Here is a 25,298-nt window from a genome sequence, read left to right as displayed (position 1 = left end):
TCCTTTCTTATTTCATTCTCCTCGCGACTTGAGGAGCAGTTTGCCAAATTCGGCGATGTTGAGGGCCGTGATGTCGGGCTGACGCTCGTACTTGAGCGACATCTCCAACGTGGTTTCGCCCGACAACACCAGCACCCCCAGCGAACCTGCGTTCTGCGCCGTGGCCACATCGGTGTAGATGCGGTCGCCGCACATGGCGATTTCATCCGACTTCAAACCGTACTTGTCGCGGATGCAATAGAGCATGTTCGGGTTGGGTTTGCCTATCACGATGTCTGGCCGGCGGCCTGTCGCCCCCTCTATTGCCTTGCAAATGGAACCACAGTCCACCAAAATCGTTTCCTCATCCGTGGGACACACCCAGTCGGGGTTGGTCGCGATGTAGGGAATTTCGGGCTTCGACGCCCACCACGCGGCACGGCACAGGCGCGAATATGCCAGCGTCATGTCGAAGGCCACGACCAGAATGTCGGGCCGGTCTTCGGCGTTGTCTTCGCAAAGGATGAATCCCGCCTTCTCAAACTCGGCCTGCATGCTCGGCGTCCCCAAGCAGAAGAGGCGCTTGGCTTCGGGATGGTTCAGGCGGATGTAGTCGATGGTGGCGATTGAAGAGGTGTACATCTGCTCTTCCGTGGCCTCAATGCCCAGTCGTCCCAGCTTGGCCAGATAGTCCTTGTTGCTCTTCGTGGGGTTGTTGGTCAGGAAAGAGTAGGATATTCCGTGGCGGGTGAGCATGTCCAAGAAGTCCTTTGTATAAGGAAACAGCGTGCTGCCCAGGTATATGGTGCCGTCCATGTCGAGGGCCACGTGCTTGATTCGTGCACAGGCCGCCATCAGTTTCCCCTCCGAAAGGGGCGATATATATTTGTCAAAGTCCATCTCCATCGTCTATTCTTCGTCGTAATTGATTTGCTGACTGCGTGCGTAGCCGTCGCGCGGGGCCTGCCACATCGAGAGGATGATGAGCATTCCGATGACAGCCACCAAGATGATGGTTTCAAAAACGCGTGTCCATCCGTACATGTCGGCCACGTAACCTACGAGCAGACCGCTGAAACCAGAACCGATGTAGCCCAGGATTCCGGCTATGCCGTTGGCTCGTGCCGACGCTTCCTTGGTGGCTTGCTTGCTCAATTCGATACCGACGAGGGCCTGCGGGCCGTAGATGCAGAAGCCCGCACCTATGAGAACGGCCGCCGTTATGGTGATTCCCGCACTCTGGGGGAGGAACCGGAAGAGCGTCATGAACGCGGCGGCACCCAGCATGCACACCACGCACATGTGGTGACCCTTGCCCTTGAAGATATGGTCGGTGGCCCAACCGGCAAACAGGGTGCCCACTATGCCGGCTATCTCGAAGGCCGCCACCGTCCAGCCCGCGGTCGAAATGTCCATTCCCCGGCTCTCCGTCAGGAACTTGGGGCCCCAGTCGAGCACGCCCATACGCACCACATATACGAACATGTTGGCAATGCAGAAGGTCCAGACCCAGCGGTTTCTCCACACCATAACGCACTCGAACTTCTTGCGAGCCTTGCCGCTCATGCCCTCGGAGTAGCTTCCGAGCGACGTGTCGGGCAGGTCGGGCAAGCCCACTTCCTTGGGTTCGTCACGCAAGCCCACGAAGATGAACACGGCACCGGTCACCGCCAGACAGGCCGGAATCCAGAAACACCACTTCCAGGCACCGATATGCGTGGCATAGGTCAGCGCCTGTGTCGTCGCGTTGGCCACGTCGTTGTTGGTCAGATTGGCCGTAATGCGGGCCACGACCTCCGCGTTGGCGCTCATGTCGGCGCCCATCGACCCCATGATATAGCCGCAGACAATCACGGCGAAGGCCGCGCCTATCGAGTGGGAGGTGTTCCATATCGACATCTTCGTTGCCAGTTCGGCGGGATGAATCCAGTGGGGCAGGATGCGGGCGCACGGCGGAAAGCCCATGCCTTGGAAGTATTGGTTCAGAATTATCGTGATTCCCATCACCAGGATCAGCGCGCTTGTGAAGTCGGGGCCGCTCGTCGTGCCTGTGAACACCTGACTCAGGTTGACACCGAAGCCGAAGGCGAAGTTGGCTGCGGCGCAGAGCAGCAGGCCGAGGGCCATGACGATGCGCCCCTTGACGCGGTCCACCGTGTAGCCGTTGATGAATCGCGAGAAGCCGTAGACCAAAGAACTGGCGAAGATAATCCAACCGAAGCTCTTGTTGGTGATTCCGTATTCAGCCGTCAGGCCGGGCATGGCCAGCGAAAAGTTCTTTCTTACGAAGTAGAAGATGGCATAGCCCAGCATGGTTACCAAGATTGTTCGCATCTGCCAACTGAGAAACTTCTTCCGCTGTGAGCCCAACGAACTGTAAACATCCATTTTTTCCATGTGATTGATAGATTGTGATATGATTGATTGACTATTGATTCTTCTTGATGAGATATTGTTCTTCCTTGTAAGTGAGGCCCATGAAGACTATCGACATGACGCAGGCGCCGATCAACAACACGAAGGTCCAACTCCAACCGGCGGCATCGGCCACGTAGCCGATGACCACATTGGCCAGCAGGGCCGTGCCCAACACGTAGCCCATGAAGCCTGTCAACCCGGCTGCGGTGCCCGCCGCGTTCTTCGGGGCCAGGTCGAGGGCCTGCACGCCGATGAGCATCACCGGCCCGTAGATGAAGAAGCCGATGGCGATGAGGCAGACAATCACGACGTTGATGTTGTCGAAATTCCGCCAATAGATGAAGATGAAGACGGCCACGACGGCCATGAAGAGTATCGTGGGCAAGGCGCGGCGTCCGTGGAAGAGGCGGTCTGACATCCAACCGCAGATGATGGTGCCCGGAATGGCGGCCATCTCGTAGGCGAAATAGGCCCAACCGGCGTTCTTGATGTCGATTCCCTGCTCGGTCAGGATGGTCGGCGCCCAGTCCAGGCAGCCGTATCTCACCATATATACAAAGGCATTGGCAAAAGCAATGTACCACAGGAACTTGTTGGAGAGCACCGTCTTGAAGATTTCCATGGTGCTCAACACCTGCTCGGCCTTCTCGTTGTAGGTCTTGGCATAGTCGTCGCGCCACTTCTCGATGGAGGGAAGACCGCACGACTGCGGCGTATCGCGGATGAGACTGTAGGCGACGATGGCGATGAGGATGGCCACACAAGCCGGAAAAAGGTAAGTGCCGATGAGGAAATAGCGCTGCTCGTCGGCACCGTAGAACCAGCTGCCGAACCAGACGGCGCCATAGACGGCCATCGGACCGACCAACGCTCCGCCCACGTTATGAGCGCAGTTCCACACCGACATCCACGTGCCACGCTCCTGAATGCTGAACCAGTGGGTCATCACACGGCCACACGGAGGCCATCCCATGCCATTGAACCAGCCCACAAGGAAGTTCAACGCCGCCATCAACGCTATGGCCAGACCCTTGTGGTCGGGGCCGATCCACTGCACAGGCACGATCATGAACATCATGGAAACGGCGGCCAAGACCAGTCCCAGCGGCAGAAAGCGGCGGGCATTGCTGCGGTCGGACACGCTGGCCATGATGAATTTGGAGAAACCGTAGGCGATGGCGTTCATCGAAAGCACGACGCCAAGCTCGCCTTTCTCGAACCCGAAAGGCGCCAACATCGGTATGGCCATCGAGAAGTTCTTGCGAACGATATAGAAACCCGCGTATCCGATGAAGATACCGAGGAATACCTGCCAGCGCAAAGCCTTGTAACGGGCGTCGGCTGCTGGGCCGGTCTGCTCCGTCTTGTACACTGGAGGTGTCAGGAAGTTCCACATAACGATTCAGGTTTGGTTACAGAATATTTCCAACGATATGCAAAGTTAATGATTATTTAGGTGCGCCGGGCTGGCAGAACATGAAAATCCTACGAATCAAGTACGTCCTTTTGGCTTCTTCAAGCATTCATCCGGCGGGTCTCCTCCACGTCGAGGGCTTCGGCAACGATACTGATGGGGTTCTTCACACCGCAGCCGGTCGACATTTCTATCTGCCATTTGCAGGTCTCGCAGTCGGTCGACACGCAGTCGGGGGCCACCTCTTCAATCTGTCTGAACACGCCCGAACCGATTTTCTGCGACCTTTCGTAGTTCTCTTTCTTGAAGCCGTAGGTGCCCGCAATGCCGCAGCACTGGCTTTCGAGCATGACGAGTTCCAGTCCGGGAATCATCTTCAGCAGTCCCGTGGAATAGGGAATCCAGCCCAGACGCTCCATGTGGCAGGCGCTGTGGTAGGCCGTCTTCATCTTGAAATCACGGCGGAAAGCCAGCTTCAGCTGGCCGTCCTCCACCATGCGGTAGAGCCAGCGGGTGGCCAGCGTCAAGCTGTCGCGCACGTCGCCGTTGTCTATCCCGAGCAGATGGCTGTACTCGTCGCGCATGGTGAAGGTGCAAGTGGAGCTTGTCGTCAGGACAGGCTCGCCCTTGGCCACGGCCTTGCGCATCGACGCCATGTTGACTTCGCCCTGCCGGCGGGCCTGTTTGGAGAGACCGTTGGCAATCAGGGCCACGCCACAACACTTCTCCTTCTCCAACAGATGCACGCCATAGCCGCAGGCATTCATGATTTTGACCAAATCCTTGGCCAGCTGCGGATAGTTGTAGTTGGCATAGCAGCCGTGGAAATAGGTGACGAAACGGCCGAACCGCTGCTGTTCGGCCTCATGCCGGCGGTACCATTGCTCGAAAGTATGGAACGAATAGGCTGGGAACGTGCGGTGCCTGTCTATGCCCATCACGCCATGGAGCACCGCCTTGACAGGAGCCAGCCGCAAGGCGAAGTTCGTGAGCGGCGCGAAGTTGTGCGCCAGCGTGCCCACAAAGTCGGTGTTGGCCAGCATGCGGTCGCGAAGACCAGGCGTATGGGTGCTGTATCGGATGCGGGCAGCCTGGATGATGTCGCCCACCTTCACGTCATGCGGGCACGCCACTTCGCAACGCTTGCAGTTGAGGCACAGTTTGAGCGACTCGTTGAAGAACTCCATGCCCTTCAGTCGGTAGCGTTCGTTGTCCGGCCCCGACTGTTTTGGACCCGGATAGTCGGGCTCCACGGCCGAGACGGGGCAGTAGACCGTGCAAATGGAGCATTTGAGACACTGCTCGAAGTTGAACGCGCTTTTGCTTTCTATCTGTGTTTCGTCTGCCATTGTCTTACTTTTCAAGAATGTTGTGGGCCACCTGCAAGGCCGTGAGCATGTCGACGCCCGAGCCGTCGGCCAGTTTCAGGGCGTCGTGGCCGCTGAGCACGGAGCCTGCCGCGTAGAGATTGTCGATGCGGGCGCCTCCGCGACAGGTCAGCAGCCGCTCGTCGGTGCGCACACCGAACCGCATGTAGGGCTGGGCGTCGTACACATATTCGGCCGTCCAGGCACGACGGTCGCCGGCCGCGTCGACATCGAGTCCGAAAACAGGCTCGAACACGCCATGGTAGTTGCTCATCAGGCCTCTACTTTGAAACGAACCCGTGGCCAGCACGAAGTGGTCGGCATAGAGACGTTCGTCGGGCATGTTCCCGATGGTGACATAACGCAGGCGACCGGCTTCAAAACAGCCGCCCGTCACGGTGTCGGACGCGCAGAACATGCCGCCCAGCTGCTGATAGGTCTGCCGCAGACGGCTCTGCAAGCGCACGCCGGGAACGGACGGCGGCATGGTGGCGACAAAGCGGACCGGCCTTTCCACGAGCTGCCGCAGGCTACTTTCGGTCCGCGCGTCGGCCATACCCAGCACGGCCGGCAGCAAGACGACCTCGCCATCGGCCCCCAGCGCGTCGATGGCTTCGACCACCCGGCGCAGCGAAGTCTCGTCGGCCAGCACCTTGGCCACGTTCGTCGCCCGCATCTCCGACGGACTGCGACGCGCCTGTTCCAGTTCGGGCGTGGTGAAATGCTTCACCTCCACGTCGGTGCCCATGCGGCGGATGTTGTCCACAAGAAACTCGGTGGGGATGTCGAGAAAGCCCCGGATGTTGGCGAAAGTCACCTCCCGCCAGGGCAAGGTCTGCTCTTCTGTGCTCTGCACAAGGCCTTGCAGCGTCAGCCACGTCGGCTTTCCGACGCCCATCGGCGTGAGTCTGAAATGGTTGCGGGCCGCCGTTCCGTCCATCGGAAGGCCGGCCGAGGCCAGCAGTCCCGCGGCCTCTTCGGCCAACGCGCCCACGTCAGCCACTTTATGGTAAGGGTGTGACGCGCCCAACGCGGGTATGGCGTCGAGCGGATGGAGCACCGTCCGGCCCTGTTCGTCGTAGCCCAGCAGATCGATGGAGCCCGAATGGAAGTGCAACGTGCTCTGTCCGGCCGTGACGAGGGCCGTCCGCTGTCCGGCCTTGGCCAGCGTCAGCGCGCACGTGAGGCCCGCGAGGCCTCCACCTATTATAATAGAGTCGAATGTCATAAGGCTATCTTCTTGTCATCTCCACAGAGACGGTTGAGGCCGCAGAGGCCTTCATAGATCGTTGCGGTGAGCTGCGCCTCGCCCAGCGTGTCGCCCCAAGCCACGGGACGGGCCCCTTTCCACCGCTCGGCCATGAAGGCGGCCAGGTCGTGCTCGGCGGCACGCGGCTCGGTGCGGGCCACCTGGCAGAGCACGTTGGCGCCACGGCAGGCGCAAAGCTCGCCCTGACAGGTGCCCATGCCCATGCGGGTGCGGCGGCGCAGGTTGATGAGGTTGCGCACGTGGAGCTTGTCGACGGCAAACTTCACTTCGCCCACCGTCACATCCTCACATTCACACACCAAGGCACGCGTCTCCACGCTGCCGGCGTCTATCAACCGCGTCATCGTTCCGTGCCGTCCTTCCTGCGCGTGGGTGCTGTATTCGGTGGCCCGACGGCTGGTGTGGCCCGCGGCCACGGGCTTTTCGGAGCCAGGCAGCGGCGTGACGGCCGTCAGACAGGGCTTGTCGACGCCCAACTTGCGGCAAACCAGGTCGGTGGCCAGCTGGGCCATCATGCGATAGGTCATCATCTTGCCGCCCGTGATGGTGATAAGACCCGCCAGACCGTCGCGCATCTCGTGGTCGAGGAGGACTATGCCACGGCTGATGCTGCGGCCCGACGGGTCGTTGTCGGCCGCCACGAGGGGACGCACGCCCGCGTAGGCACGCAAGATGCGGGTCTTCGCCAGGGCCGGAGCCAGCTTCTCGCCTTCACGGAGCAGCACGTCCACTTCCTCGGGGGTTGCTTTCAAATGGTCTATGGTGTCGAAAGACACGCGGTCGCTGGTCGTTCCGATGACGCAGACGGTGTCGTCCGGCACGAGAATGTCGGCGTTGGCGGGCCGGCGGCAGCGGTTGACGACCATGCCGTTGACCCTGTGGCCGAAGACGAGCAGCGTGCCCTTGGCGGGAAACATGTTGACCGTGACGCCCGCCAGCCTGGCCACGAGGTGGCCCCAAATGCCCGCGGCATTGACGACCATGCGCGAACGCACCTCGAAAGTGTCGCCCGTGTGGTTGTCGCGCAGCCTGACGCCCCGCACGCAGCCGCTCTCCACAACGAAGCCCACGGCCTCGTGATAGGTCAGCATGTCGGCCCCGTGGCGACGGGCGTCGATGACATTGGCCGTCGTCAGGCGGAAAGGGTCGACCGACGCGTCGGGAACACGGACGGCGCCGATGAGCGACGGATTGACGGCGGGCTCCAGACGACGGGCCTCTTCGGGCGAGATGATGTCGGCCCTGATACCCGCCTTCCGACATGAAGCTACGAAAGTAGCCTGATAGGCAAGGTCGTCTTCGGGCAGGGTGATGAAGAGTCCGTCGGTCTCGTCGACGCAGTGGCGGGCTATCTTGCGCAGAATCATGTTCTCCTTGATGCACTCCGAGGCCGACTCGGGGTCGGTCACGGCGTAGCGCGCGCCACTGTGCAGCAGGCCGTGGTTGCGTCCGGTGGCGCCGTTGGTGAGGTCGTACTTCTCCACCAGCAGCACCTTGAGCCCACGCATGGCACAGTCGCGGGCCGTTCCGGCACCGGTGATTCCTCCGCCGACAACGACGACATCGTATTCTTTAAGGATATCCATGTCCATTGTAATGCAACTTGATGATATAAACGGGCTTTATCCACCCGAATGGAACAGAAACAAAACTTACGTTGCGAAACGTTTTTATCTTCTAACGGAACAAAGATAGCTTTTATTTGGTAATAATTGTGCTTTCATAGCTAAGATTTAACAATTATTCAACACAATATCGTTGCGAAAGCAAGCCTTTGCTTTCGCAACGATACCGCACGACGACCACGACGCCGCGGCCTTATGGGCTTCCCAAAGGGTGGTTGTCAGATGGGTCAGGCTGCCGTCCGGCGCGCGCGAAGAAAGGCGCCGGCGCACGGACTACAGCAATTCGGGCAATTGAAAGAGGCGGATTCCGTTGCTGCCTTTTATCAATATGTCATAACCTTGGGGCTGATGGGCGCGAATGGCGGCCTTCACCTCGTCCACGTTGCCGAACTTCCGGTAAGCCGTCGTGGTCTTGGCGAACTCCCCGCCCACGAGCCACACCTCGTCGAAGCCCTCCCGGCGGAGCTTGTCCACCACCTTCTGGTGCTCCGCTTCGGCCACTTCGCCCAGCTCGCGCATGTCTCCCAAGATGGCCATCTTGCGCTCCGCGTCCATCAACTTGAAGTTGTCGATGGCGGCATTCATGCTCGATGGGTTGGCATTATAGGCGTCGACGAGCAGTCGGTTGTGTGCCGTCACGACGAGTTGGCTGCGGTTGTTGGTGGGTTCATACCCTTCCAGCGCCTCGCTGATGCGGGCGGGAGCCACTCCGAAGTGCAGCCCCACGGCGATGGCGGCCAGCATGTTGTCGATGTTGTAGGCCCCGACGAGCCGCGTCCGCACCTCGTAGACGGCCCCAGGAAGGCACGGCGGAACGTCGGCCTGCCACTCGAAGCGCAGGAAGGGGTCGCAGGCCACCACCCGGCCGCTGACGGCATACTCGCCGTCCGTGCTCTGTCCGTAGCCCACCACACGCTCGAAGGCGCGGCGGAGGGCCATCTCCGTCAGGTCGGCGTTGCCCTCGTTGAGAAAGAGCGTGCAGTCGTGGGCCTTCAGATAGTCGTAGAGTTCGCCCTTGGTGCGCTTCACGCCCTCGAAACTGCCGAAGCCCTGCAGGTGGGCCCGCCCCACGTTGGTGACCAGTCCGCACGTGGGTTCCACGTAGTCCACCAGCTTCCGGATGTCGCCGGGGTGGCTGGCGCCCATCTCCACCACGGCAATCTCGTGGTCGGCGGTGAGCCGCATGAGCGTCTTGGGCACGCCCACGTCGTTGTTGAAGTTGCCTTCGGTGTGCATCACGTTGTACTTCCGGGCCAGCACGGCCGAAATCAATTCCTTGGTCGTGGTCTTGCCGTTGGTGCCGGTGATACCGATGACGGGGATGTCGAACTGCCGCCGGTGCTCGCGGGCCAGCTCCTTGAAGGTGGTGAGCACGTCGTCGGTCAGGATGTAGCGGTCGTCGCCGGCCACGGCATATTCCTTTTCGTCGACGACGGCGTAGCGGCAACCTTGCTGCAAGGCCGAGGCGGCAAACTTGTTGCCGTCGAACGAATCGCCCTTGAGGGCAAAGAAGATACTGCCCGCCGGACAGTCGCGGCTGTCGGTGGTGACAACGGGGTGTTGCCGATAGAGTTTATAAAGCTGATGTATGTCCATTGTAGAAAGGATGAGGGGGTGTTGAGGGTGAAAGGATGAAAGGGTGAAAGGATGAGGGGTGGAGTGTCAGAGCCTGCCCTCTTCGTGATAGGAGTAATAACGGCCGTCGGTGACGATCACGTGGTCGAGCAGATGGACGCGCATGAGCTCAGAAGCCTCCTTGATGCGCTGCGTCAGCGTGTCGTCCATGCGGCTCGGCCGGGCGTTGCCGCTGGGATGGTTGTGGCAGAAGGCCAGCACGGTGGCGTTGCAGAGGATGGCCTCGCGCATGATGACCCGCACGTCGACGGCCGTCTCGCTCAGTCCGCCGTGGCTCACGCAGAGCGACTTGATGAGCTTGAAGTTGCGGTTCATGAGCAGAATCCAGGCCTCCTCGACGTCGAGGTCTTGCACGCGCGGGTGCATATAATTATAGATAGCGGTGGCGGAACCCAGGTCGGGCCGCTCCTCGGGCCGTTCCATGCCGCGTCGTTTGCCCAGTTCGCAGGCCGCCAGGATGGTGATGGCCTTGGCCGGACCTACGCCGTTGTACTGCTGGAGCTGGCGGATGGTGAGCTTGCCCAGCGTGTTGAGGTTGTTGTTGCAGTCGTTCATCACGCGTTTCATCAGGTCGACGGCGCTCTCCCGGGGCGACCCCGAGCCGATGAGGATGGCCAGCAGTTCGGCATTGCTCAAGGCCTGGGCGCCCAGCCGCTCCATCTTTTCGCGGGGGCGGTCTTCTTCGGCCCAATGGTTGATGGTCAGTTTTTCCATGACACGGTGTAAAAGGAATGCGCCGGCGGCTATTGATAGAAGTTCTTGCTGTAGGCCTGGAACTCATCCTGCCCGCGCACGCAACGCTTCCACCAGGCTTCGAGGAAGCCGCAGCCGTAGCCCAGCAGCTGGATGAAGGCCGAAACGACGCTCAACAGGCCTATCCGGCAACTGTCGTTCCGCTGCGTGGCGTCCACGAAAATGAGCAGACTGTAGAGCGCGAGCGGCGCGAGAGCCAGCAGACTGACAGCAATGCCCAACGCTTGTTGCATGCCCGGGGGCAAGGTGAAGAAGAGAACGACGCCCGCAAGGAAAGCCGATGCGAGCAGGGCGCAGCCCACCGTGAACACCATGGGCAGCAGATGGACCGGTTTGAGGCTATCGGGATATTTCTTGTAGAGGTTGATTCGGGCGATACCGCTGTTGTAGACTTGCCGCCAGAACTTGCGGAAGTCGGTGCGACGCTTGTGCCACACCCACGCTTCGGGGAAGAGACGGCAGCGGCATCCGGCCTTGAAGATGCGGATGGAGAAGTCGATGTCCTCGCCGAAACGCATCTTGCTGAAGCCTCCGAGGCGCATGTAGACGTCGCGGCGAATGCCCATGTTGAACGAGCGGGGATAGAACTTGTCGAGCTTTTTCTTGCCGCCGCGAATGCCGCCGGTGGTGAAGAAGCTCGTCATGGAGTAGGAAATGGCCTTCTGCACGTCGGTGAACGACGCGTGGGCACGGTCGGGGCCGCCGAAGGCGTCGGCCGGCTGGCGGCGCAACTCGCTGTCGACGGCCTTCAGATAGTCCGTGGGCAACACCACGTCGCTGTCGAGCACGATGAGATACTCGCCCCGGGCGCGCTCGGCCCCGTAGTTGCGGCTCTGTCCGGGGCCGCTGTTGGGCTTGTCAAAATACTTCAGGTCGAGCCGGTCGGCATACTTGTCGCAGACCGAACGGCAGCCGACCGACGAGCCGTCCTCGACGATGATGACCTCGAAGTCGCGCAACGACTGGCGGGTGAGGCTTTCGAGCAACTCGTCCACCTCGTCGGGACGATTGAAAACAGGGACGATAACAGAGTATTTCATGGGCAAATGGTAATCGGTGGAACGACTTGGAGACGCCGTCGACGGTGTGGCTGATTGCGGCCGCAGGCTACTCGTTTTTCAAAAGCACTGCCTTCGGCCGCCAAAAGGGCTGCTTCGGCACGCTGAAAGCACTGCTTTGACCTGCTGAAAGCACTGCTTTCAGCCGCCCAAAGGGCTGCTTTCAGAAAGTCCAAGGGCCACCCTGACCGACCAAGCGTCTAAAAACCATTGGGTGATGGCTGCCGACCGAGCCGATCGTCGCAGCCATCACCCAATGCGGATTGTATCTTGTTTATTCCTTGACGCGGCTCAGATAGCTGCCGTCGCGCGTGTCGACCTGGATCAGGTCGCCCTCGTTGATGAAGAGGGGCACACGCACCTCGACGCCGGTTTCGAGCGTTGCGGGCTTGGTGGTGTTGGTGGCGGTGTCGCCTTTGATACCCGGTTCGCTGTGGGCGACGCGCAGATTGGTCTTGACAGGCATTTCGGCAGAGAGAATCGTGCCGTCGGAAGTGTCCGTAACGACATCAACGACGTCGCCTTCCTTCATGAACGCGAAGCCGGTGACCTGGTCTTTGGCGATTGGGATCTGCTCGAACGTCTCCTGGTTCATGAAGATGCAGCCCGTAGGGTCTTCATAAAGATACTGGTAGGGACGGTGTTCCACGCGCACATCGTCCAACTTGAAGCCCACCTGGAACGTACGTTCGAGCACACGCCCGTCGGCTACATTCTTCAATTTGGTGTTCATGACAGTGTTTCCCTTTCCGGGTTTGCGGTGCTGGAAGTCGATACATCTCCAGATGCCGCCGTCCATTCGGATGCAAGTTCCGATCTTGATTTCCTGTGAGTTGATCATTTTTATCTTGAAAAAAATTATTATTCTACAACAATCGTTAGAATCCGGCTGCAAAGTTACGGCAAAATGGGAACAACACAAAAAAAATACAGCGAAAAAACAGCTGGTTCTTTGGTATTTCGAAAAATATGAGTAATTTTGCAACCCAAAAGGTCCGAGGCCATCGGCGGGCCTGCATCATCCGTGCTCAACGGACGTTGGCAAGCGAACAATAAACAATAAACAACATACAAGATGAAAAGAACATTTCAGCCTCACAACCGTCGTCGTGTGAACAAGCACGGCTTCCGCGAGCGCATGTCCACCAAGAACGGTCGACGCGTATTGGCTTCGCGTCGCGCGCACGGCCGCAAGAAGTTAACTGTTTCTGACGAGCGCCACGGCAAGTAATTACCAAGCAAGCGGAATATTAGCAGAAAACAGAAAGAAGCAGGGCGTTGTCTTTGCTTCTTTCTGTTTTTTTCGTACTTTTGCATATATATAATATGTCTTATGAAGTCTTCTGAATTCATCAGGAAGTTTAAAAGCTGGTATCTCTGGGGCAACATCATGGCCATGGCGGCCGTCGTTGCGGGGCTGCTCATCGGCGTCAGATACGGCATTGACGTATATACACATCATGGAGAAGCCATCGCCGTGCCTGACCTGAAGCACCTGAAATACGCCGACGCCCTACACATCCTGCAAGACAAAAGGCTCGAAATCGCCGTCAGCGACACGGGATATGTCAAGAATCTGCCACCCGATTGCATCTTGGAACAGATTCCCGCCGCGGGCTCCAAGGTGAAAGCGGGACATATTATATATGTAATCATCAATTCAAGTCACTCCCCCACGCTGGCACTCCCCGACATCATCGACAACAGTTCGCTCAGAGAAGCCATGGCAAAGCTGACCGCCATGGGATTCATCCTGGGCACGCCGCAGATGGTGACGGGCGAAAAGGACTGGGTCTACGGCGTGACGGTGCGCGGCAGACACGTCGTGGCGGGCGAACGCATTTCGACGGAAGACTCACTGGTCATCCAGGTGGGCAACGGCATGAGGAGTTCGGAAGACGACATCGACTTCATCGACCCCGCACGGCTGCCCGACGAGGAGGAAGGAGACGTCGACGAGTTCGACGTGGTGACAACACCGGACCCATCGGAACCCGCACACAAGCCCGAAACACCGCAGAAACCCTCAAATCCCTGACGTGCGACAATGGAACAAAACGACATGATCGAGATGGCAGACGACTTCTTGGAAGACTACGAAGCCTTGGACAACGACAACAACGGCCTCTACGAGCACTGGAAAATGGAGGTGGACCCGGGACAGAAGCCCGTCAGAATCGACAAATACCTGGCCGAGAAGAACCCGTACCAGAGCCGCAACCGCATTCAGAACGCAGCCGACGCCGGCTTCATCCACGTGAACGGAACGCCCGTCAAGAGCAACTACAAGGTGCGTCCGGGAGACATGATCACGCTGATGCTCGACCGACCGAAGCACGACACGTCGATTGTGGCTGAAGAAATACCGCTGAATGTCGTCTACGAGGACGACCAACTGATGGTCGTCGACAAGGAGGCGGGCATGGTGGTGCACCCGGGGGCGGGCAACTTCACGGGTACGCTCATCAACGCGGTGGCCTGGCACATGAAGGACGTCAAGGACTTCGACCCCAACGACCCGGAGGTGGGACTGGTGCATCGCATTGACAAGGACACGAGCGGGCTGCTGGTGGTGGCCAAGACGCCCGAGGCCAAGACGGCATTGGGCAGACAGTTCTTCAACAAGACGACCCACCGAAGCTACAACGCCTTGGTGTGGGGCAACCTGACGGAGGACGATGGCCGCATCGAAGGCAACATCGGACGCGACCCGAAGGACCGCCTGCGCATGAAGGTGTTCGCCCCCGACTCGGAGACGGGCAAGCCGGCCGTCACCCACTACCGCGTCATCGAACGCTACGGCTACACGACATTGCTGGAATGCGTGCTCGAAACGGGACGCACCCACCAGATACGGGCCCACATGAAGCACATCGGACACCCGCTGTTCGGCGACGAACGCTACGGCGGAACGGAGATATTGCGGGGACAACGCAGCAGCACCTACAAGGCGTTCATACAGAACTGCTTCGCGCTCTGCCCACGCCAGGCCTTGCACGCCCAGACCCTGGGCTTCGTCCACCCCGCCACCGGACGGCAGATGGACTTCGACAGCGAATGGCCGGACGACTTCAGACGGCTGATCGACAAATGGCGAAACTTCATCAAGGGCACCACGGCCGACACATTTGAACAAAATCAAACCGTAAAATAAATGGAAACATTCAAGAGAAACATTGCCATCGTCTGCGGTGGAGACTCCTCGGAACACGACGTATCCCTCCGTTCGGCGCAGGGACTCTATTCCTTCTTCGACAAAGAGAAATACAACATCTATATCGTGGATATCAAAGGACAGGACTGGCACGTAGACTTGCAGAACGGAGAGACAGCCCGGATCGACAAGAACGACTTCTCCTTCCTGCTCAACGGCAAGGCCGTGCTCTTCGACTACGCCTACATCACTATCCACGGACAGCCCGGCGAGAACGGACTGATGCAGAGTTACTTCGAACTGCTGGGCATTCCCTACAGCACGAGCGGCGTTCTGGTCGAGGCGATGACCTTCGACAAGTACGTGCTCAACAACTACCTGCGGGGCTTCGGCGTCAATGTGGCCGACAGCATTCTGCTCCGTCGCAATGACACCTACGACGAAGCAGCCATCGAAAAGCGCATAGGCATGCCCTGCTTCGTGAAGCCCGCGGCCGACGGGAGCAGCTTCGGCGTCTCGAAAGTGAAGAACGCAGACCAGCTGGCGCCCGCGCTTCGCGTGGCATTCATGGAAAGCGACGAGGTGATGGTCGAAAGATACCTCGAAGGAACGGAGATTTCGCAAGGCGTCTACAAGACGAAGGACAAGAGCGTGGTGCTTCCCGCCACGGAAGTGGTCACCAAGAATGAGTTCTTCGACTATGACGCGAAGTACAACGGACAGGTTCAGGAAATCACGCCGGCCCGCCTTTCGCCCGAGACCGCTGAGGCGGTGGCCCGCGAGACCGGCCGCATCTACGACATCCTGCACGCCAACGGCATTATCCGCATCGACTACATCATCACGAAAGACCAGGAAGGAAACGACAAGGTCTACATGCTGGAAATCAACACGACCCCCGGCATGACCGTCACCAGCTTCATCCCGCAGCAGGTTCGCGCCGCCGGCCTCGACATCAAGGATGTCTTGACCGAGATTGTGGAGAACCAGTTCAACGACTGAAGACCAGCAAACAAAAAGTTGTTTTTTTATAGAAAACAGGCCGTAGCAGTGTCATCACACCGTTACGGCTTTCTTTTTCGCAGATGACATGTGGGGGATGTCAGAAATCCAGGTAGGGTTCGACGCGCGCAAGGGCCTGGGGCGTGAACGACTTGAGCAAACGCAGGTCGCCGATGGCATGGATGGGACCGCGCAACCGTCGGTAGTCCACGATGTCGCGGGCCTGGGTATAGGTGATGTAGGGATGGCGGCTGAGCTGCGAAAGGGTCGCGGTATTGACGTTGAGACGCACCAAGTCGTCGTCGGGAAGAATGAAATAGGACAGCGACTTCTCGGGGAATCCTTCGATTTCACGCAACTGTCCGATGCGATGGAAGCCGCCGAGACGCCGTCGGTAGTTGACGATTTGGCGGGCGAAATAGCTTCCTATGCCGGGTATATGGCGGAGCAGGGCCGTGTCGGCCTTGTTGAGGTCGACCCTTTCGACGTCGGTTATCTTCCTTGGAAAGCGCATGCTGTCGCGCGTAAAGGCAGGGGCCTCGTCGGCCAAGGCCGCCACCGGGAGATAGTCGGGGCCGATCTTGATGTGCGGCAGCAGCAGCCGGAACTCCTTGCGGGTGAGCCCGTAGAGCCTCGCAAAGTCGGAAGGACGCCGATAAATGCCGCCTTTGGCCCGATACTTATAGATGTTTCTGACTTGCCAAGGCCGCAGACCAAGGGCCAGCAACTGGGTGCTGTCGGCGGTGTTGGGGTCGAAGTCGAACAGCCTGGCGGCAGCAATGGGCACTTGGTAATAGCTATGGGGATGGCGGCGGGACGGATATGGCCGGGACTTCTCCGACAAAGTGTCGCCGACGATGGCCGTAGAACGGTCGAAACGCTCGGAAGTGAAGTACACGAAGAGCATGAACAGGAAGCCAAACGCCAAGGCGGTCAGCAACACGATGCGGTCGCTCTTGATGAAATAGGTAAGGTCGCTCCACTTCATAGGCCCTGTTTTCCGCTAAATCACATTGAACTGGTGGAGCAGGATGGCCAGGATGGCCAGCGGGCAGAAGTATCTGACGAGGAACAAGTAGAACCCGAAGAAGCGCAGGCTGGTGGTTCCCCAGTTCGTAAACTCGTCTTTCACCAGCTTCCTGGGCACAAACCACCCCAGGAAGATGCAGGTGAGAAGCCCTCCTATGGGCAGGAATATCTGCCCGGTGATGAAGTCGAACCAGTCGAAAAGGCTTTTTCCACCGACTGTCAGGACATCCACCGCCCCCAAAGAGAACGAGCAGAGCGCGCCAATCACGCAGGTGGTGGCCGTCACGAGGGCCGCGCCGTGATTCCTGGAGATGTGGAGTTCCTCGTAGAAGAAGGCCGTGCTCACCTCATGGAGGGAAATCAGAGACGTGAGGGCAGCCAGGGAAAGGAGCGTATAGAACATGATGGCGAACAGCCAGCCCACAAACGGCATGCCCGCAAAGGCCAGGTTGAAGACGTTGGGCAGGGTGATGAAGATCAAGGAGGGGCCGCTGTCGGGGTTGACGCCCACGGAAAAGGCCGCGGGAAAGATGATCAGACCGGCCAAGACGGCCACAAGCGTGTCGATGGCAGATATCTGGACAGCCGAATTGAGCAGCTTCACCTTGCGGCTGTAATAGGAGGCATAGGTGCAGATGCAGCCCATGGCAATGCTCAACGAATAGAAAGACTGGCCCAAGGCGCCCAGGAATACGTTCTTGTCGACCTTCGCGAAGTCGGGTTTCAGCAGAAACTCGACGCCCTTTCCTGCGTCGGGCAACAGCAATGCCGCCACGACGATGACCAGCAACAATATGAACAAGGTGGGCATGAGCAGCTTGGAAGCCTTCTCTATGCCCCCTCTGATTCCATGGATGATTACGAAATGGGAGACCAGAAGGATGGCCACCGTCCAAAAGACAGGGCGGACGGGGTTGGCCGAGAAGGTCTGGAAGTAGTGGAGCACATAGTCGGGATTGCCGTTCAGCTCACCCGCTATCGAGGCATAGACGTACTGCAGGCACCAGCCGGACACCACCGCATAGTAGCCGGTGATGAGATAGCCCGTCATCACGCCCATCAGTCCCACCAGTTTCCATGCTCCGCGCGGCGAAAGCGTGGCGTATGCACGATAGGTGTTGGAGGAACCGTGGCGGCCGATGATGAATTCGGAGACCATGCAGGGCAACCCCAGCAACAGGACACACCCCAGATAGATGAGGATGAAGGCCGCTCCGCCGTTCTGACCGGCCATATAGGGGAAACGCCAGACATTTCCGAGCCCCACGGCACCGCCCGCCGTGGCCAATATCATGCCGACTTTACTTCCAAAACTTGCACGTTCTTGTGACATACGCTACGCTGTATTGGTTTTGCAACGCAAAAATATAAAATAAATCTGTATCCCGGAACAGTATGAAAGCAAAAAGACCGCAATGGCGTTACTTCTCGTTTTCCAGGCCATCGTCCACTTCCAAATCGTCACACCAGAGCCTGTAGGGATGCGTGAGCAGGTTGGAGTTGTAGAAGCGGCGGTCTCCCGTCACCTCCCTTCCTATGAAATCGGGCTTCTCAAAGGGCTCGTCCGCGTCACGAAGCTCCACCTCGGCCATGACAAGACCACTGTTGTCGCCGAAAAACTCGTCCACTTCGAAGACGTGGTCGCCGCACGAAACCAGGTAGCGACGCTTGTCGATGACACCTCCCTTGCACAGTTTCAGAAGTTCGGCGGCCTCCTCCGGCGTTATCTCCTTCTCAAATTCATAGCGCGTCAGGCCGTCGTCGCCGGCATGCGACTTGATGGTGAGCCACGCGCTGTCGTCCCGCGTCCTCACTCTCACCGTCGCGCCGTCGGCCGGAATGTAGCCCTGGCGGATGTGACTATCAGAAAAGGCGACACGCTTAAACGTATCGCCTTTCTTCACCAAAAACTTGCGTTCTATTTCTAACCCACTCATTACGTCAAGATAGAATATAGCATAAACAAAATCGCCAAGATAATCAAGGTGCCGAATATGCCATTGACAACCTTTCTGGCCTGTTCTTCCTGTTTTGCCTCGCGCTTCACGCGGGCCATTTTACTTTTTTCACTCATAGTACATCTGCCTTCCTTTTGCCTCGCCACAAAGGCCGAGGAGTGTCGCAAAGGCGTAGACACTTAGGTTAATTCTTCGATTAATTACTAAAACTCAAGTTAATTTAAATGTTATAGATACGTTATTGTCGATAAAAATATGACTCTACTTTGATTTACAGACATGCTTTCTTGTCGCATCGCGCGGCTTTTCATCCTGTCACGAGTGGCTCCATGGGAGTTCTTTTCACGGTGTGGCCTTGCCGCCTCAGTCTTCCTGCACGGGAAACTCCATGAGGTAGGCCTTGATGAAGTCGTCGATCTTACCGTCCATCACGCCGTCCACGTCGGCAGTCTGGTAGTTGGTGCGATGGTCCTTCACGCGTCGGTCGTCGAAGACGTAGCTCCGAATCTGGCTGCCCCACTCTATCTTCTTCTTGCCGGCCTCTATCTTGGCCTGCGCCTCCAGGCGTTTCTTCATCGCCCGGTCGTAGAGTTGGCTCTTCAGGAGCAGCAAGGCCTTCGCCCTGTTCTTGGGTTGGTCGCGCGTTTCGGTGTTTTCGATGAGGATTTCCTCTTCCTCTCCCGTGTCCGGGTCTTGGTACCAATAGCGCAACCTGACGCCCGACTCCACCTTGTTGACGTTCTGTCCGCCGGCGCCACCCGACCGGAAGGTGTCCCATGACAGGCGGGCGGGGTCGACAAACACCTCTATCGTGTCGTCGACGAGCGGCGAGACGAAGACCGAAGCGAAGCTTGTCATGCGCTTGCCCTGGGCGTTGAAGGGGCTGACACGCACCAAGCGGTGGACGCCGTTCTCGCTTTTGAGGAATCCGTAGGCGTATTCGCCGCCGGTGATTTCCATCGTCACGCTCTTGATTCCGGCCTCATCGCCCTCTTGCAGGTTGATGACGGACGTCTTGTAGCCGTGCGCCTCGGCCCACCGCATGTACATGCGCATGAGCATGGCCGCCCAATCCTGGCTCTCGGTGCCTCCCGCGCCGGAATTGATCTTCAGCACACACTCCATCGGGTCTTCCTTCTGGCGCAGCATGTTGCGCAATTCCAGGGCTTCGATGGCCTCGATGGCCTTGGCGTAGTCGCGGTCCACTTCGGCCTCGGTGACCATATCGTCCTTGTAGAAGTCGAAGGCCAGCCTCAATTCCTCGGCCAGCTGCTTCACGTTTCTGTAGTCGACGAGCCATTGCTCTATGCCTTTCACGAGTTTCATCTGCGCCTGGGCCCGCTCCGGGTCTTCCCAGAAGTCGGGTGCCTGCGTGCGCAACTGCTCCTCCTCGAACTCCACTTGTTTCCTGTCTATGTCCAGATAGCGGTGCAGTGCGTCGGCACGTTCCACCACATCCTTCAACTGTTCTGCCGTTATCATACGTTCAATTACTCCTCGTACATCTTGTCGATGAGCGACTTATATATTTTATTGATTACCGGACGCTTCAACTTCAGCGTGTTGGTGAGCTCCCCTTTCTCCATGGAGAAGTGATGGGGCAGCACCGTGATGCGCTTGATCTGCTCGTAGGGGGCCAGCCCCTGCTGCAAGGTCTGGATGCGTTCCATGAGCATTCCGTGCACGAGCTTGTCGGCACAGAGCTCCTCGCGCGAGCCGAACCTTATGCCGTGGTCGGCCGCCCATTGCTCCATCGTCCTGAACTCGGGCACCACCAGGGCCGACACGAACTTGCGCTGGTCGGCGATGACGGCGCACTGGTCGATGTATTTGTCCACCAGCAGCAGGGCTTCGACCTGCTGCGGGGCCACATACTTGCCGTTCGAGGTCTTGAAAAGGTCCTTGATGCGCTCTTTCAGGAATAGCTCTCCGCTCTCCAGATAGCCCGCGTCGCCGGTATGGAAGAAGCCGTCCTTGTCGAAGGCTTCGGCATTGATGGCGTCGCGCATGTAGTAGCCGGGCGTGATGGTCGGACCTTTCAGCAGCACTTCGTCGTTCTCGCCGATCTTGATCTCTATGCCTTCGATGGGCCGTCCGACCGAACCTACGGTGAAAGGTTTGCCCCGATGGTCGCACGAGACGGTGGCCAGACTCTCCGTGAGGCCGTAGCCCACGATCATGTCGATACCGATGGAGTGGACAAACTCCTCCACTTCGGGCGACACGTAGGCCCCGGCCGTGGGGAAGATGTTGGGCTCTTCCAGTCCAATCTGCTTCCTGACGAGGCTCAATATCGAGCGGTTCAGCACTTTATATTCCAATTCCACGGCCAGCGGAACGCGTCTGCCGCGGCTCAAGTATTCGATGTTGCGCTTGCGGCCGACGGCCAGCGCGTGGTTGAAAAGCGCGCGTTCCACGGCGTTGGCGCTTTCCATGCGCTGCTTCACGGCCACGTAGACCTTCTCCCAGAAGCGGGGCACGCTCGACATGCACGTGGGATGGGTCTCGCGCATGCTGTCCTGAATCTCCTTCGGATAGGTGTTGATGATGAGCCGCGCGCCCTCGGTCAGGGCCAGATAGGCCCAGCCGCGCTCGAACACGTGGGCGAACGGCAGGAAGTTGATGACCCGGTCCTTTTCGCCCACAGGCACACACTTGTCGTTGGCCTCCATCGCGGCGTGATACTGGCGGTAGTTCAGGATGACACCCTTGCTCTCGCCCGTGGTGCCGCTGGTGTAGAGGATGTTGCAGATGTCGTCTTCGCAGGCCTGTTTCCACAGGTTCTCCACCTCCGACTGCCGAGGAAGGCCCTCGCCCAGCTTGATGAAGTCCTCGAAATAGAGGGCCGCCGGGTCGTGCGTACTGATTCTGACGCTGTCGTCGAAGATGATGATGCGCTCCAAAGAGGGGCACAGGGCGAAGATGCGGTGGGCCTTGTCGTACTGTTCCTGCTCACCTACGAAGAGGAAACGGACGTGCGCGTCGTTCACTACATATTGGATTTGCTGCTCGCTGCTGGTGGCATAGATGGGTATCGAGACGACCCTGTCGCCGTAGGCTCCGAAATCGGTATAGAGATAATGGATGCAGTTCTGCGAGAAGACGGCTATCTTCTCCTGGGGCTTCAGGCCCAGATTGAGGAGCGCGTTGCTCACCTGCTTCACCCGCAGGGAGAACTGTTTCCAGGAAACGGTCTTCCATTTCAGGCTACCAAAGCTGCGAAAAGTCAGGGCCGGTTTGTCTCCGTACTTTTTTGACTGTTCGTGGATTAGCACTGATAGATGACATCGTGTTTGCATACGTAAACCTGTTAGTGAATGCGCAAAGGTAATTATTTCTTCAAGAAACGAAAAATCTCTTTGGATTTATTTGTTTTTATTAAAAGTAATGTGAAAGAGCTGACGAGAAGGAACTTGGCTCCAAGAAGATGAAACATCCAAACTACCGACGGTGCCGCCAAGACATGCGTGGGTGGATCATGGTCTACTGTTGTCAGGCTGATGGGGCTTTGAAAATGTTTGTTGCGCCCTGCTGACCCAATTGCAAAGATAGCAAATATCTGGGAAAATGCAATTATCTTGCGTGAAAATCATTTAAAAAGCTTATTTTTGCGCTATGAAACCTTCCGAAAGCCATCTGGAAGAAGCTGTTCGGCTTCTTTCGCGTCTCATTTCGATCCCTTCCGTCAGCGGCGAAGAGCGAGAAGCGGCCGACTTCTGGGCCTCCGTCGTCGGCTCGTCGGGCTTCGACTGCCGCCGTGCGGGCAACAACGTGTGGGCCGTCGACCCATTCTTCGACAGCCGACGCCCCACGCTCTTGCTCAACGCCCATCTCGACACGGTGAAGCCCGTGGCCTCGTGGACGCGCGACCCCTTTGCTCCTGCCGTCGCCGGAGGCCGCCTCTACGGGCTGGGGAGCAACGACTGCGGCGGCGGTCTCGTGACGCTGCTGCTGGCGTTCCGTCTCCTTTGCACCGACGAAGCGGCCGCCCGACGGCGTCACTACAACCTCGTCTACCTGGCTTCGGCCGAAGAGGAGACTTCGGGGGCCGACGGCATCGGCCTGGCGCTGCCCCTGCTGCCCCACATCGACGTGGCGCTCGTGGGCGAACCGACCTCCATGCAGCCGGCCATTGCCGAGAAAGGACTGATGGTGCTCGACCTCATCGCCCGGGGAAAGAGCGGCCATGCGGCCCGGAAAGAGGGCGTCAATGCCATCTATGAGGCGCTCGACGACTTGATTTGGCTGCGCGACCACCGCTTCGAACGCGTCAGTCCGCTGCTGGGGGACACCCGGATGACCGTCACGGTGGTCAACGCGGGCACACAGCACAATGTGGTGCCCGACCGGCTGACGGCCCTCATCGACGTGCGTCCCAACGAACTGTACACCAACGAGGAGCTGCTCAGCTTCATCCAAGCCCACTGCCGTTCCGAAATCAAGGCCCACTCGCTCAGGCTGCGCTCGTCGCGCATCGACCCCGCCCACCCGCTCGTCCGCAAGTGCGTGGCCATGGGCATGACGCCCTTCGGCAGTCCGACGCTCAGCGACCAGGCCCTCATGCCGTTTCCGTCGTTCAAGCTGGGTCCTGGTGCGTCGGCACGCTCGCATTCGGCCGACGAGTACATCGAGATCGACGAGCTTCGCCGCGCCCTCAACGTCTACGTCGACCTGCTGTCCTGACCGTTTCGCGCCGCGCTGAAAGCCCTTTTGCGGCGCAATCCCCGCCCGTCGGTCTGCCAAAGCAGCCCTTTCGCAACGTCAAAGCGGCCTTTTTACAACGCAAAAGCAGCCCTTTCGCGTCACGAAAGGGCTGCTTTGATATTTCATCGGAATGCCATTTCACATTCCACACTTCACATTTTGCAAATGACAAGATGGGCAAAGGGGGGCAGAACGTGCAGAAATCGCCATAAAGCAAATAGGGACGCACGGCTTGTGCGTCCCTACATGCGGGCTTTTGAGGTGCCCTTTTTGTGAACAAATCAGTTTACTTGAACTCCTCGTAACCGGGATTCTGCTGGATGGAAGCGTCATTTGTGTGGGTCCTGATTGAGATTGGCCACAACGTCTTGTAAGCTTCCGCCTCCGACAAGATAGGCTTCTTGGCTCCACCGGGGATGAACAAATAGTTTACATCAGCATTGAAGACCAGCGCTTTGCCCGCTTGATCCGTCATGCGCTGCAGCGCAAACCACCTCTTACCTTCGAAAACAAATTCTTTATCCAGCTCACCGAGGATGTTGAGGGTGTTCTGATACTTGCCCTGATTGGCGAAGTTGTGGGCAGTGTTGCCGTAGGCACGCTCACGAACCTTATTTAAATAAGGTGTGGGATCGCCACCCAGGTCGTTCTCTATCTCTGCCATCAGCAGCAGCGCCTCGGCATAACGGAAGATGGGACCGTCGCAATCGAAGCGATGGGTGCCTTCGTCGGGATAGTAAGTTCCCGAGAATTTCTTGAGCAGAATGCCGAAATTGCTGCCCGTCTTCGGCGCGGCAGGATTGTTGCACACCACGAAGAACGTGGCATCGCGGCGTGTATCGTCAGCGTCGTAAGCTTTCCAGAGCGTTTCCTTATACTGGTAACGAACGAGTCCGCCCGTCAATGTGCGGTTGCCATAGGAATCGTTGTCCAGCGCAACATGTTTGCCGTCCTTGTCATAGGCTGCGGTGAGCAGAGCTTCCTGTGCCACACAGTGCGAGATGTAGGGCATGTAGGCATTATCGGTCTTGTTATAGGGCACGGCCAGAATCATTTCCTTGGTTGTACTCTTGGCGTCAGTCCTGAAAGTTTGTACGAAGCTGGGCGTCAGCGCGAACTTGTTGCTATTGATAACCTCCTGCAAGGCAGCCTTGGCGGTTTGCAAGTCGGCATTGCCCGTAGCTTTCTGGTCATCCGTGGTGACAGTAGCAGCCCACGCATAGATGTTGGCCTTGAGCATGAGAGTGGCATATTTGCTCCAAGTATATTTGTTGCTGAAGCCGTCTGCACCGTAAGCGCCATAGGCTTTCTCCGATTCGGTAATGTCCTGTTTGAGCAAATTCATGATTTCCGAAGCCTTGGCGCGTGGGCGTTTCAGTCTTTCGGCCGACACCTGACCTTCAGTAATCGCTACGTCGGTCACCAACGGCACACCGCCCCAAGTGGTATAAAGCAGATAGTAATAGTAAGCACGTATGCCATAGGCTTGTCCCAAATAGAGATTCTTCTGCGCTTCGGTCAGTACCGAGGTTTTGCTTATCTCCTGAATCGCGAGGTTCACGCGCACGATTTCCGAGTAAAGGCCGTTCCAGTTGTCCATGCCGGCCTTGTCGGCAGTCAGGTCTTGCTTGATGATATTCTGGTTGTCAAGCGACTCACCCATCACGGATGTGCCCATGCCGTCGTCACCATCACCCAGCAATCCATTGCGAAGTTCGCCCATGACAAACCAACTGCTGTAGGTACCGCGCAGGTAAGCATGCAGGCCAACCATATAGCCCGAAGCCTGGGACTGGTCTTTCCAGAAGTTGCCGCTGCCAAAATAATCTTGCGGTGCCTGGTCAAGAGATTCACAAGCGCTGAAACTTGCCATCATGCCGAGGCACAGAACAAAAGTCAATATCTTATTCTTTTTCATTTGTACTGTCTATT

21 protein-coding genes are annotated in these 25,298 nt (G+C 58.1%); 5 read left to right on the top strand and 16 right to left on the bottom strand.

Annotation, left to right across the window (positions count from 1 at the left end; translation table 11 throughout):
- Positions 1 to 12: 12 nt before the first annotated feature.
- The 10 genes from K334_RS0107000 to efp form a co-directional block, all read right to left on the bottom strand.
- Positions 13 to 879 (bottom strand): HAD-IIA family hydrolase, encoded by an 867-nt coding sequence (locus tag K334_RS0107000; protein ID WP_021588692.1) that lies wholly within the window; start codon positions 877 to 879, stop codon positions 13 to 15.
- A gap of 9 nt (positions 880 to 888) precedes the next feature.
- Positions 889 to 2,376 (bottom strand): MFS transporter, encoded by a 1,488-nt coding sequence (locus K334_RS0106995; protein ID WP_025881912.1) that lies wholly within the window; start codon positions 2,374 to 2,376, stop codon positions 889 to 891.
- 31 nt (positions 2,377 to 2,407) lie between these two features.
- A complete protein-coding gene (gene pgtP, locus K334_RS0106990; protein WP_025881910.1) occupies positions 2,408 to 3,793 on the bottom strand; it encodes a phosphoglycerate transporter protein PgtP in 1,386 nt (461 codons plus the stop codon).
- A 119-nt stretch (positions 3,794 to 3,912) separates the two neighbouring features.
- On the bottom strand, positions 3,913 to 5,160 hold the full coding sequence (gene glpC / locus K334_RS0106985) for an anaerobic glycerol-3-phosphate dehydrogenase subunit GlpC (protein WP_025881908.1): 1,248 nt from the start codon (positions 5,158 to 5,160) through the stop codon (positions 3,913 to 3,915).
- A 4-nt stretch (positions 5,161 to 5,164) separates the two neighbouring features.
- The gene (gene glpB / locus K334_RS0106980) at positions 5,165 to 6,406 is read right to left on the bottom strand and encodes a glycerol-3-phosphate dehydrogenase subunit GlpB (RefSeq protein ID WP_025881906.1); all 1,242 of its coding nucleotides are present in this window, start codon (positions 6,404 to 6,406) and stop codon (positions 5,165 to 5,167) included.
- On the bottom strand, positions 6,403 to 8,040 hold the full coding sequence (gene glpA / locus K334_RS0106975; protein WP_027444735.1) for an anaerobic glycerol-3-phosphate dehydrogenase subunit A: 1,638 nt from the start codon (positions 8,038 to 8,040) through the stop codon (positions 6,403 to 6,405). Before glpA ends, glpB begins: the two co-directional genes overlap by 4 nt.
- Before the next feature lie 306 nt (positions 8,041 to 8,346).
- Positions 8,347 to 9,669, bottom strand: a complete 1,323-nt coding sequence (locus K334_RS0106970; protein ID WP_027444734.1) for a UDP-N-acetylmuramoyl-tripeptide--D-alanyl-D-alanine ligase — start codon at positions 9,667 to 9,669, stop codon at positions 8,347 to 8,349.
- A 66-nt stretch (positions 9,670 to 9,735) separates the two neighbouring features.
- Positions 9,736 to 10,422 carry a RadC family protein gene (gene radC / locus K334_RS0106965; RefSeq protein WP_021588709.1) on the bottom strand — a complete coding sequence of 229 codons (687 nt, stop codon included), beginning with the start codon at positions 10,420 to 10,422 and terminating at the stop codon, positions 9,736 to 9,738.
- Between the two features lie 29 nt (positions 10,423 to 10,451).
- Positions 10,452 to 11,501: a glycosyltransferase gene (locus K334_RS0106960; RefSeq protein ID WP_025881775.1), complete on the bottom strand. Its 1,050-nt coding sequence runs from the start codon at positions 11,499 to 11,501 to the stop codon at positions 10,452 to 10,454.
- A 292-nt stretch (positions 11,502 to 11,793) separates the two neighbouring features.
- Positions 11,794 to 12,360 (bottom strand): elongation factor P, encoded by a 567-nt coding sequence (efp, locus tag K334_RS0106950; RefSeq protein ID WP_021588797.1) that lies wholly within the window; start codon positions 12,358 to 12,360, stop codon positions 11,794 to 11,796.
- Positions 12,361 to 12,594: 234 nt separating this feature from the next.
- On the opposite strand from efp, the gene rpmH reads away from it, so the two are divergent.
- From rpmH to K334_RS0106925, 4 genes are all read left to right on the top strand, one after another.
- Complete coding sequence (gene rpmH, locus K334_RS0106940; protein ID WP_021588762.1) at positions 12,595 to 12,750, top strand: 50S ribosomal protein L34; 156 nt, start codon at positions 12,595 to 12,597, stop codon at positions 12,748 to 12,750.
- Positions 12,751 to 12,852: 102 nt separating this feature from the next.
- The gene (locus K334_RS0106935) at positions 12,853 to 13,557 is read left to right on the top strand and encodes a PASTA domain-containing protein (RefSeq protein ID WP_025881781.1); all 705 of its coding nucleotides are present in this window, start codon (positions 12,853 to 12,855) and stop codon (positions 13,555 to 13,557) included.
- 33 nt (positions 13,558 to 13,590) lie between these two features.
- Complete coding sequence (locus K334_RS0106930; RefSeq protein ID WP_025881782.1) at positions 13,591 to 14,673, top strand: RluA family pseudouridine synthase; 1,083 nt, start codon at positions 13,591 to 13,593, stop codon at positions 14,671 to 14,673.
- Positions 14,674 to 15,675 (top strand): D-alanine--D-alanine ligase, encoded by a 1,002-nt coding sequence (locus K334_RS0106925; RefSeq protein ID WP_021588678.1) that lies wholly within the window; start codon positions 14,674 to 14,676, stop codon positions 15,673 to 15,675.
- Positions 15,676 to 15,775: 100 nt separating this feature from the next.
- On the opposite strand, the gene K334_RS0106920 is transcribed toward K334_RS0106925, so the two are convergent.
- The 5 genes from K334_RS0106920 to K334_RS0106895 all read right to left on the bottom strand — a co-directional run bounded on the left by K334_RS0106920 (position 15,776) and on the right by K334_RS0106895 (position 21,961).
- Positions 15,776 to 16,663, bottom strand: a complete 888-nt coding sequence (locus tag K334_RS0106920; RefSeq protein WP_025881784.1) for a ComEA family DNA-binding protein — start codon at positions 16,661 to 16,663, stop codon at positions 15,776 to 15,778.
- 15 nt (positions 16,664 to 16,678) lie between these two features.
- Positions 16,679 to 18,037: a sodium-dependent transporter gene (locus tag K334_RS0106915; protein WP_025881785.1), complete on the bottom strand. Its 1,359-nt coding sequence runs from the start codon at positions 18,035 to 18,037 to the stop codon at positions 16,679 to 16,681.
- Between the two features lie 88 nt (positions 18,038 to 18,125).
- Positions 18,126 to 18,641, bottom strand: a complete 516-nt coding sequence (locus tag K334_RS0106910; RefSeq protein ID WP_025881786.1) for a CYTH domain-containing protein — start codon at positions 18,639 to 18,641, stop codon at positions 18,126 to 18,128.
- Between the two features lie 384 nt (positions 18,642 to 19,025).
- A complete protein-coding gene (gene prfB / locus K334_RS0106900; protein ID WP_021588766.1) occupies positions 19,026 to 20,144 on the bottom strand; it encodes a peptide chain release factor 2 in 1,119 nt (372 codons plus the stop codon).
- 8 nt (positions 20,145 to 20,152) lie between these two features.
- Complete coding sequence (locus K334_RS0106895; protein ID WP_021588663.1) at positions 20,153 to 21,961, bottom strand: AMP-dependent synthetase/ligase; 1,809 nt, start codon at positions 21,959 to 21,961, stop codon at positions 20,153 to 20,155.
- Positions 21,962 to 22,277: 316 nt separating this feature from the next.
- Here K334_RS0106895 and K334_RS0106890 point away from each other — a divergent pair, with 316 nt between their 5' ends.
- A complete protein-coding gene (locus tag K334_RS0106890; protein WP_027444733.1) occupies positions 22,278 to 23,345 on the top strand; it encodes a M20 family metallo-hydrolase in 1,068 nt (355 codons plus the stop codon).
- A 307-nt stretch (positions 23,346 to 23,652) separates the two neighbouring features.
- Here the strand turns inward: K334_RS0106890 and K334_RS0106885 are convergent, their stop codons facing one another.
- Complete coding sequence (locus tag K334_RS0106885) at positions 23,653 to 25,284, bottom strand: RagB/SusD family nutrient uptake outer membrane protein (RefSeq protein ID WP_025881788.1); 1,632 nt, start codon at positions 25,282 to 25,284, stop codon at positions 23,653 to 23,655.
- Between the last annotated feature and the right edge of the window lie 14 nt (positions 25,285 to 25,298).

It is taken from the genome of Segatella baroniae DSM 16972 = JCM 13447, from assembly GCF_000426585.1.
Classification (GTDB): domain Bacteria; phylum Bacteroidota; class Bacteroidia; order Bacteroidales; family Bacteroidaceae; genus Prevotella; species Prevotella baroniae.
This window is presented reverse-complemented; position numbering and strand designations above follow the sequence as displayed.

Excerpts from the sequence above, each read along its gene's own strand:
- glpC (WP_025881908.1), bottom strand. The coding sequence starts at position 5,160 with ATGGCAGACGAAACACAGATAGAAAGCAAAAGCGCGTTCAACTTCGAG.
- K334_RS0106920 (WP_025881784.1), bottom strand. The coding sequence starts at position 16,663 with ATGAAGTGGAGCGACCTTACCTATTTCATCAAGAGCGACCGCATCGTG.
- pgtP (WP_025881910.1), bottom strand. The coding sequence starts at position 3,793 with ATGTGGAACTTCCTGACACCTCCAGTGTACAAGACGGAGCAGACCGGC.
- K334_RS0106995 (WP_025881912.1), bottom strand. The coding sequence starts at position 2,376 with ATGGAAAAAATGGATGTTTACAGTTCGTTGGGCTCACAGCGGAAGAAG.
- efp (WP_021588797.1), bottom strand. The coding sequence starts at position 12,360 with ATGATCAACTCACAGGAAATCAAGATCGGAACTTGCATCCGAATGGAC.
- glpB (WP_025881906.1), bottom strand. The coding sequence starts at position 6,406 with ATGACATTCGACTCTATTATAATAGGTGGAGGCCTCGCGGGCCTCACG.
- K334_RS0106910 (WP_025881786.1), bottom strand. The coding sequence starts at position 18,641 with ATGAGTGGGTTAGAAATAGAACGCAAGTTTTTGGTGAAGAAAGGCGAT.
- rpmH (WP_021588762.1), top strand. The coding sequence starts at position 12,595 with ATGAAAAGAACATTTCAGCCTCACAACCGTCGTCGTGTGAACAAGCAC.
- radC (WP_021588709.1), bottom strand. The coding sequence starts at position 10,422 with ATGGAAAAACTGACCATCAACCATTGGGCCGAAGAAGACCGCCCCCGC.
- K334_RS0106885 (WP_025881788.1), bottom strand. The coding sequence starts at position 25,284 with ATGAAAAAGAATAAGATATTGACTTTTGTTCTGTGCCTCGGCATGATG.
- K334_RS0106970 (WP_027444734.1), bottom strand. The coding sequence starts at position 9,669 with ATGGACATACATCAGCTTTATAAACTCTATCGGCAACACCCCGTTGTC.
- K334_RS0107000 (WP_021588692.1), bottom strand. The coding sequence starts at position 879 with ATGGACTTTGACAAATATATATCGCCCCTTTCGGAGGGGAAACTGATG.
- K334_RS0106895 (WP_021588663.1), bottom strand. The coding sequence starts at position 21,961 with ATGCAAACACGATGTCATCTATCAGTGCTAATCCACGAACAGTCAAAA.
- glpA (WP_027444735.1), bottom strand. The coding sequence starts at position 8,040 with ATGGACATGGATATCCTTAAAGAATACGATGTCGTCGTTGTCGGCGGA.
- K334_RS0106930 (WP_025881782.1), top strand. The coding sequence starts at position 13,591 with ATGGCAGACGACTTCTTGGAAGACTACGAAGCCTTGGACAACGACAAC.
- K334_RS0106890 (WP_027444733.1), top strand. The coding sequence starts at position 22,278 with ATGAAACCTTCCGAAAGCCATCTGGAAGAAGCTGTTCGGCTTCTTTCG.
- K334_RS0106935 (WP_025881781.1), top strand. The coding sequence starts at position 12,853 with ATGAAGTCTTCTGAATTCATCAGGAAGTTTAAAAGCTGGTATCTCTGG.
- K334_RS0106915 (WP_025881785.1), bottom strand. The coding sequence starts at position 18,037 with ATGTCACAAGAACGTGCAAGTTTTGGAAGTAAAGTCGGCATGATATTG.
- K334_RS0106925 (WP_021588678.1), top strand. The coding sequence starts at position 14,674 with ATGGAAACATTCAAGAGAAACATTGCCATCGTCTGCGGTGGAGACTCC.
- K334_RS0106960 (WP_025881775.1), bottom strand. The coding sequence starts at position 11,501 with ATGAAATACTCTGTTATCGTCCCTGTTTTCAATCGTCCCGACGAGGTG.
- prfB (WP_021588766.1), bottom strand. The coding sequence starts at position 20,144 with ATGATAACGGCAGAACAGTTGAAGGATGTGGTGGAACGTGCCGACGCA.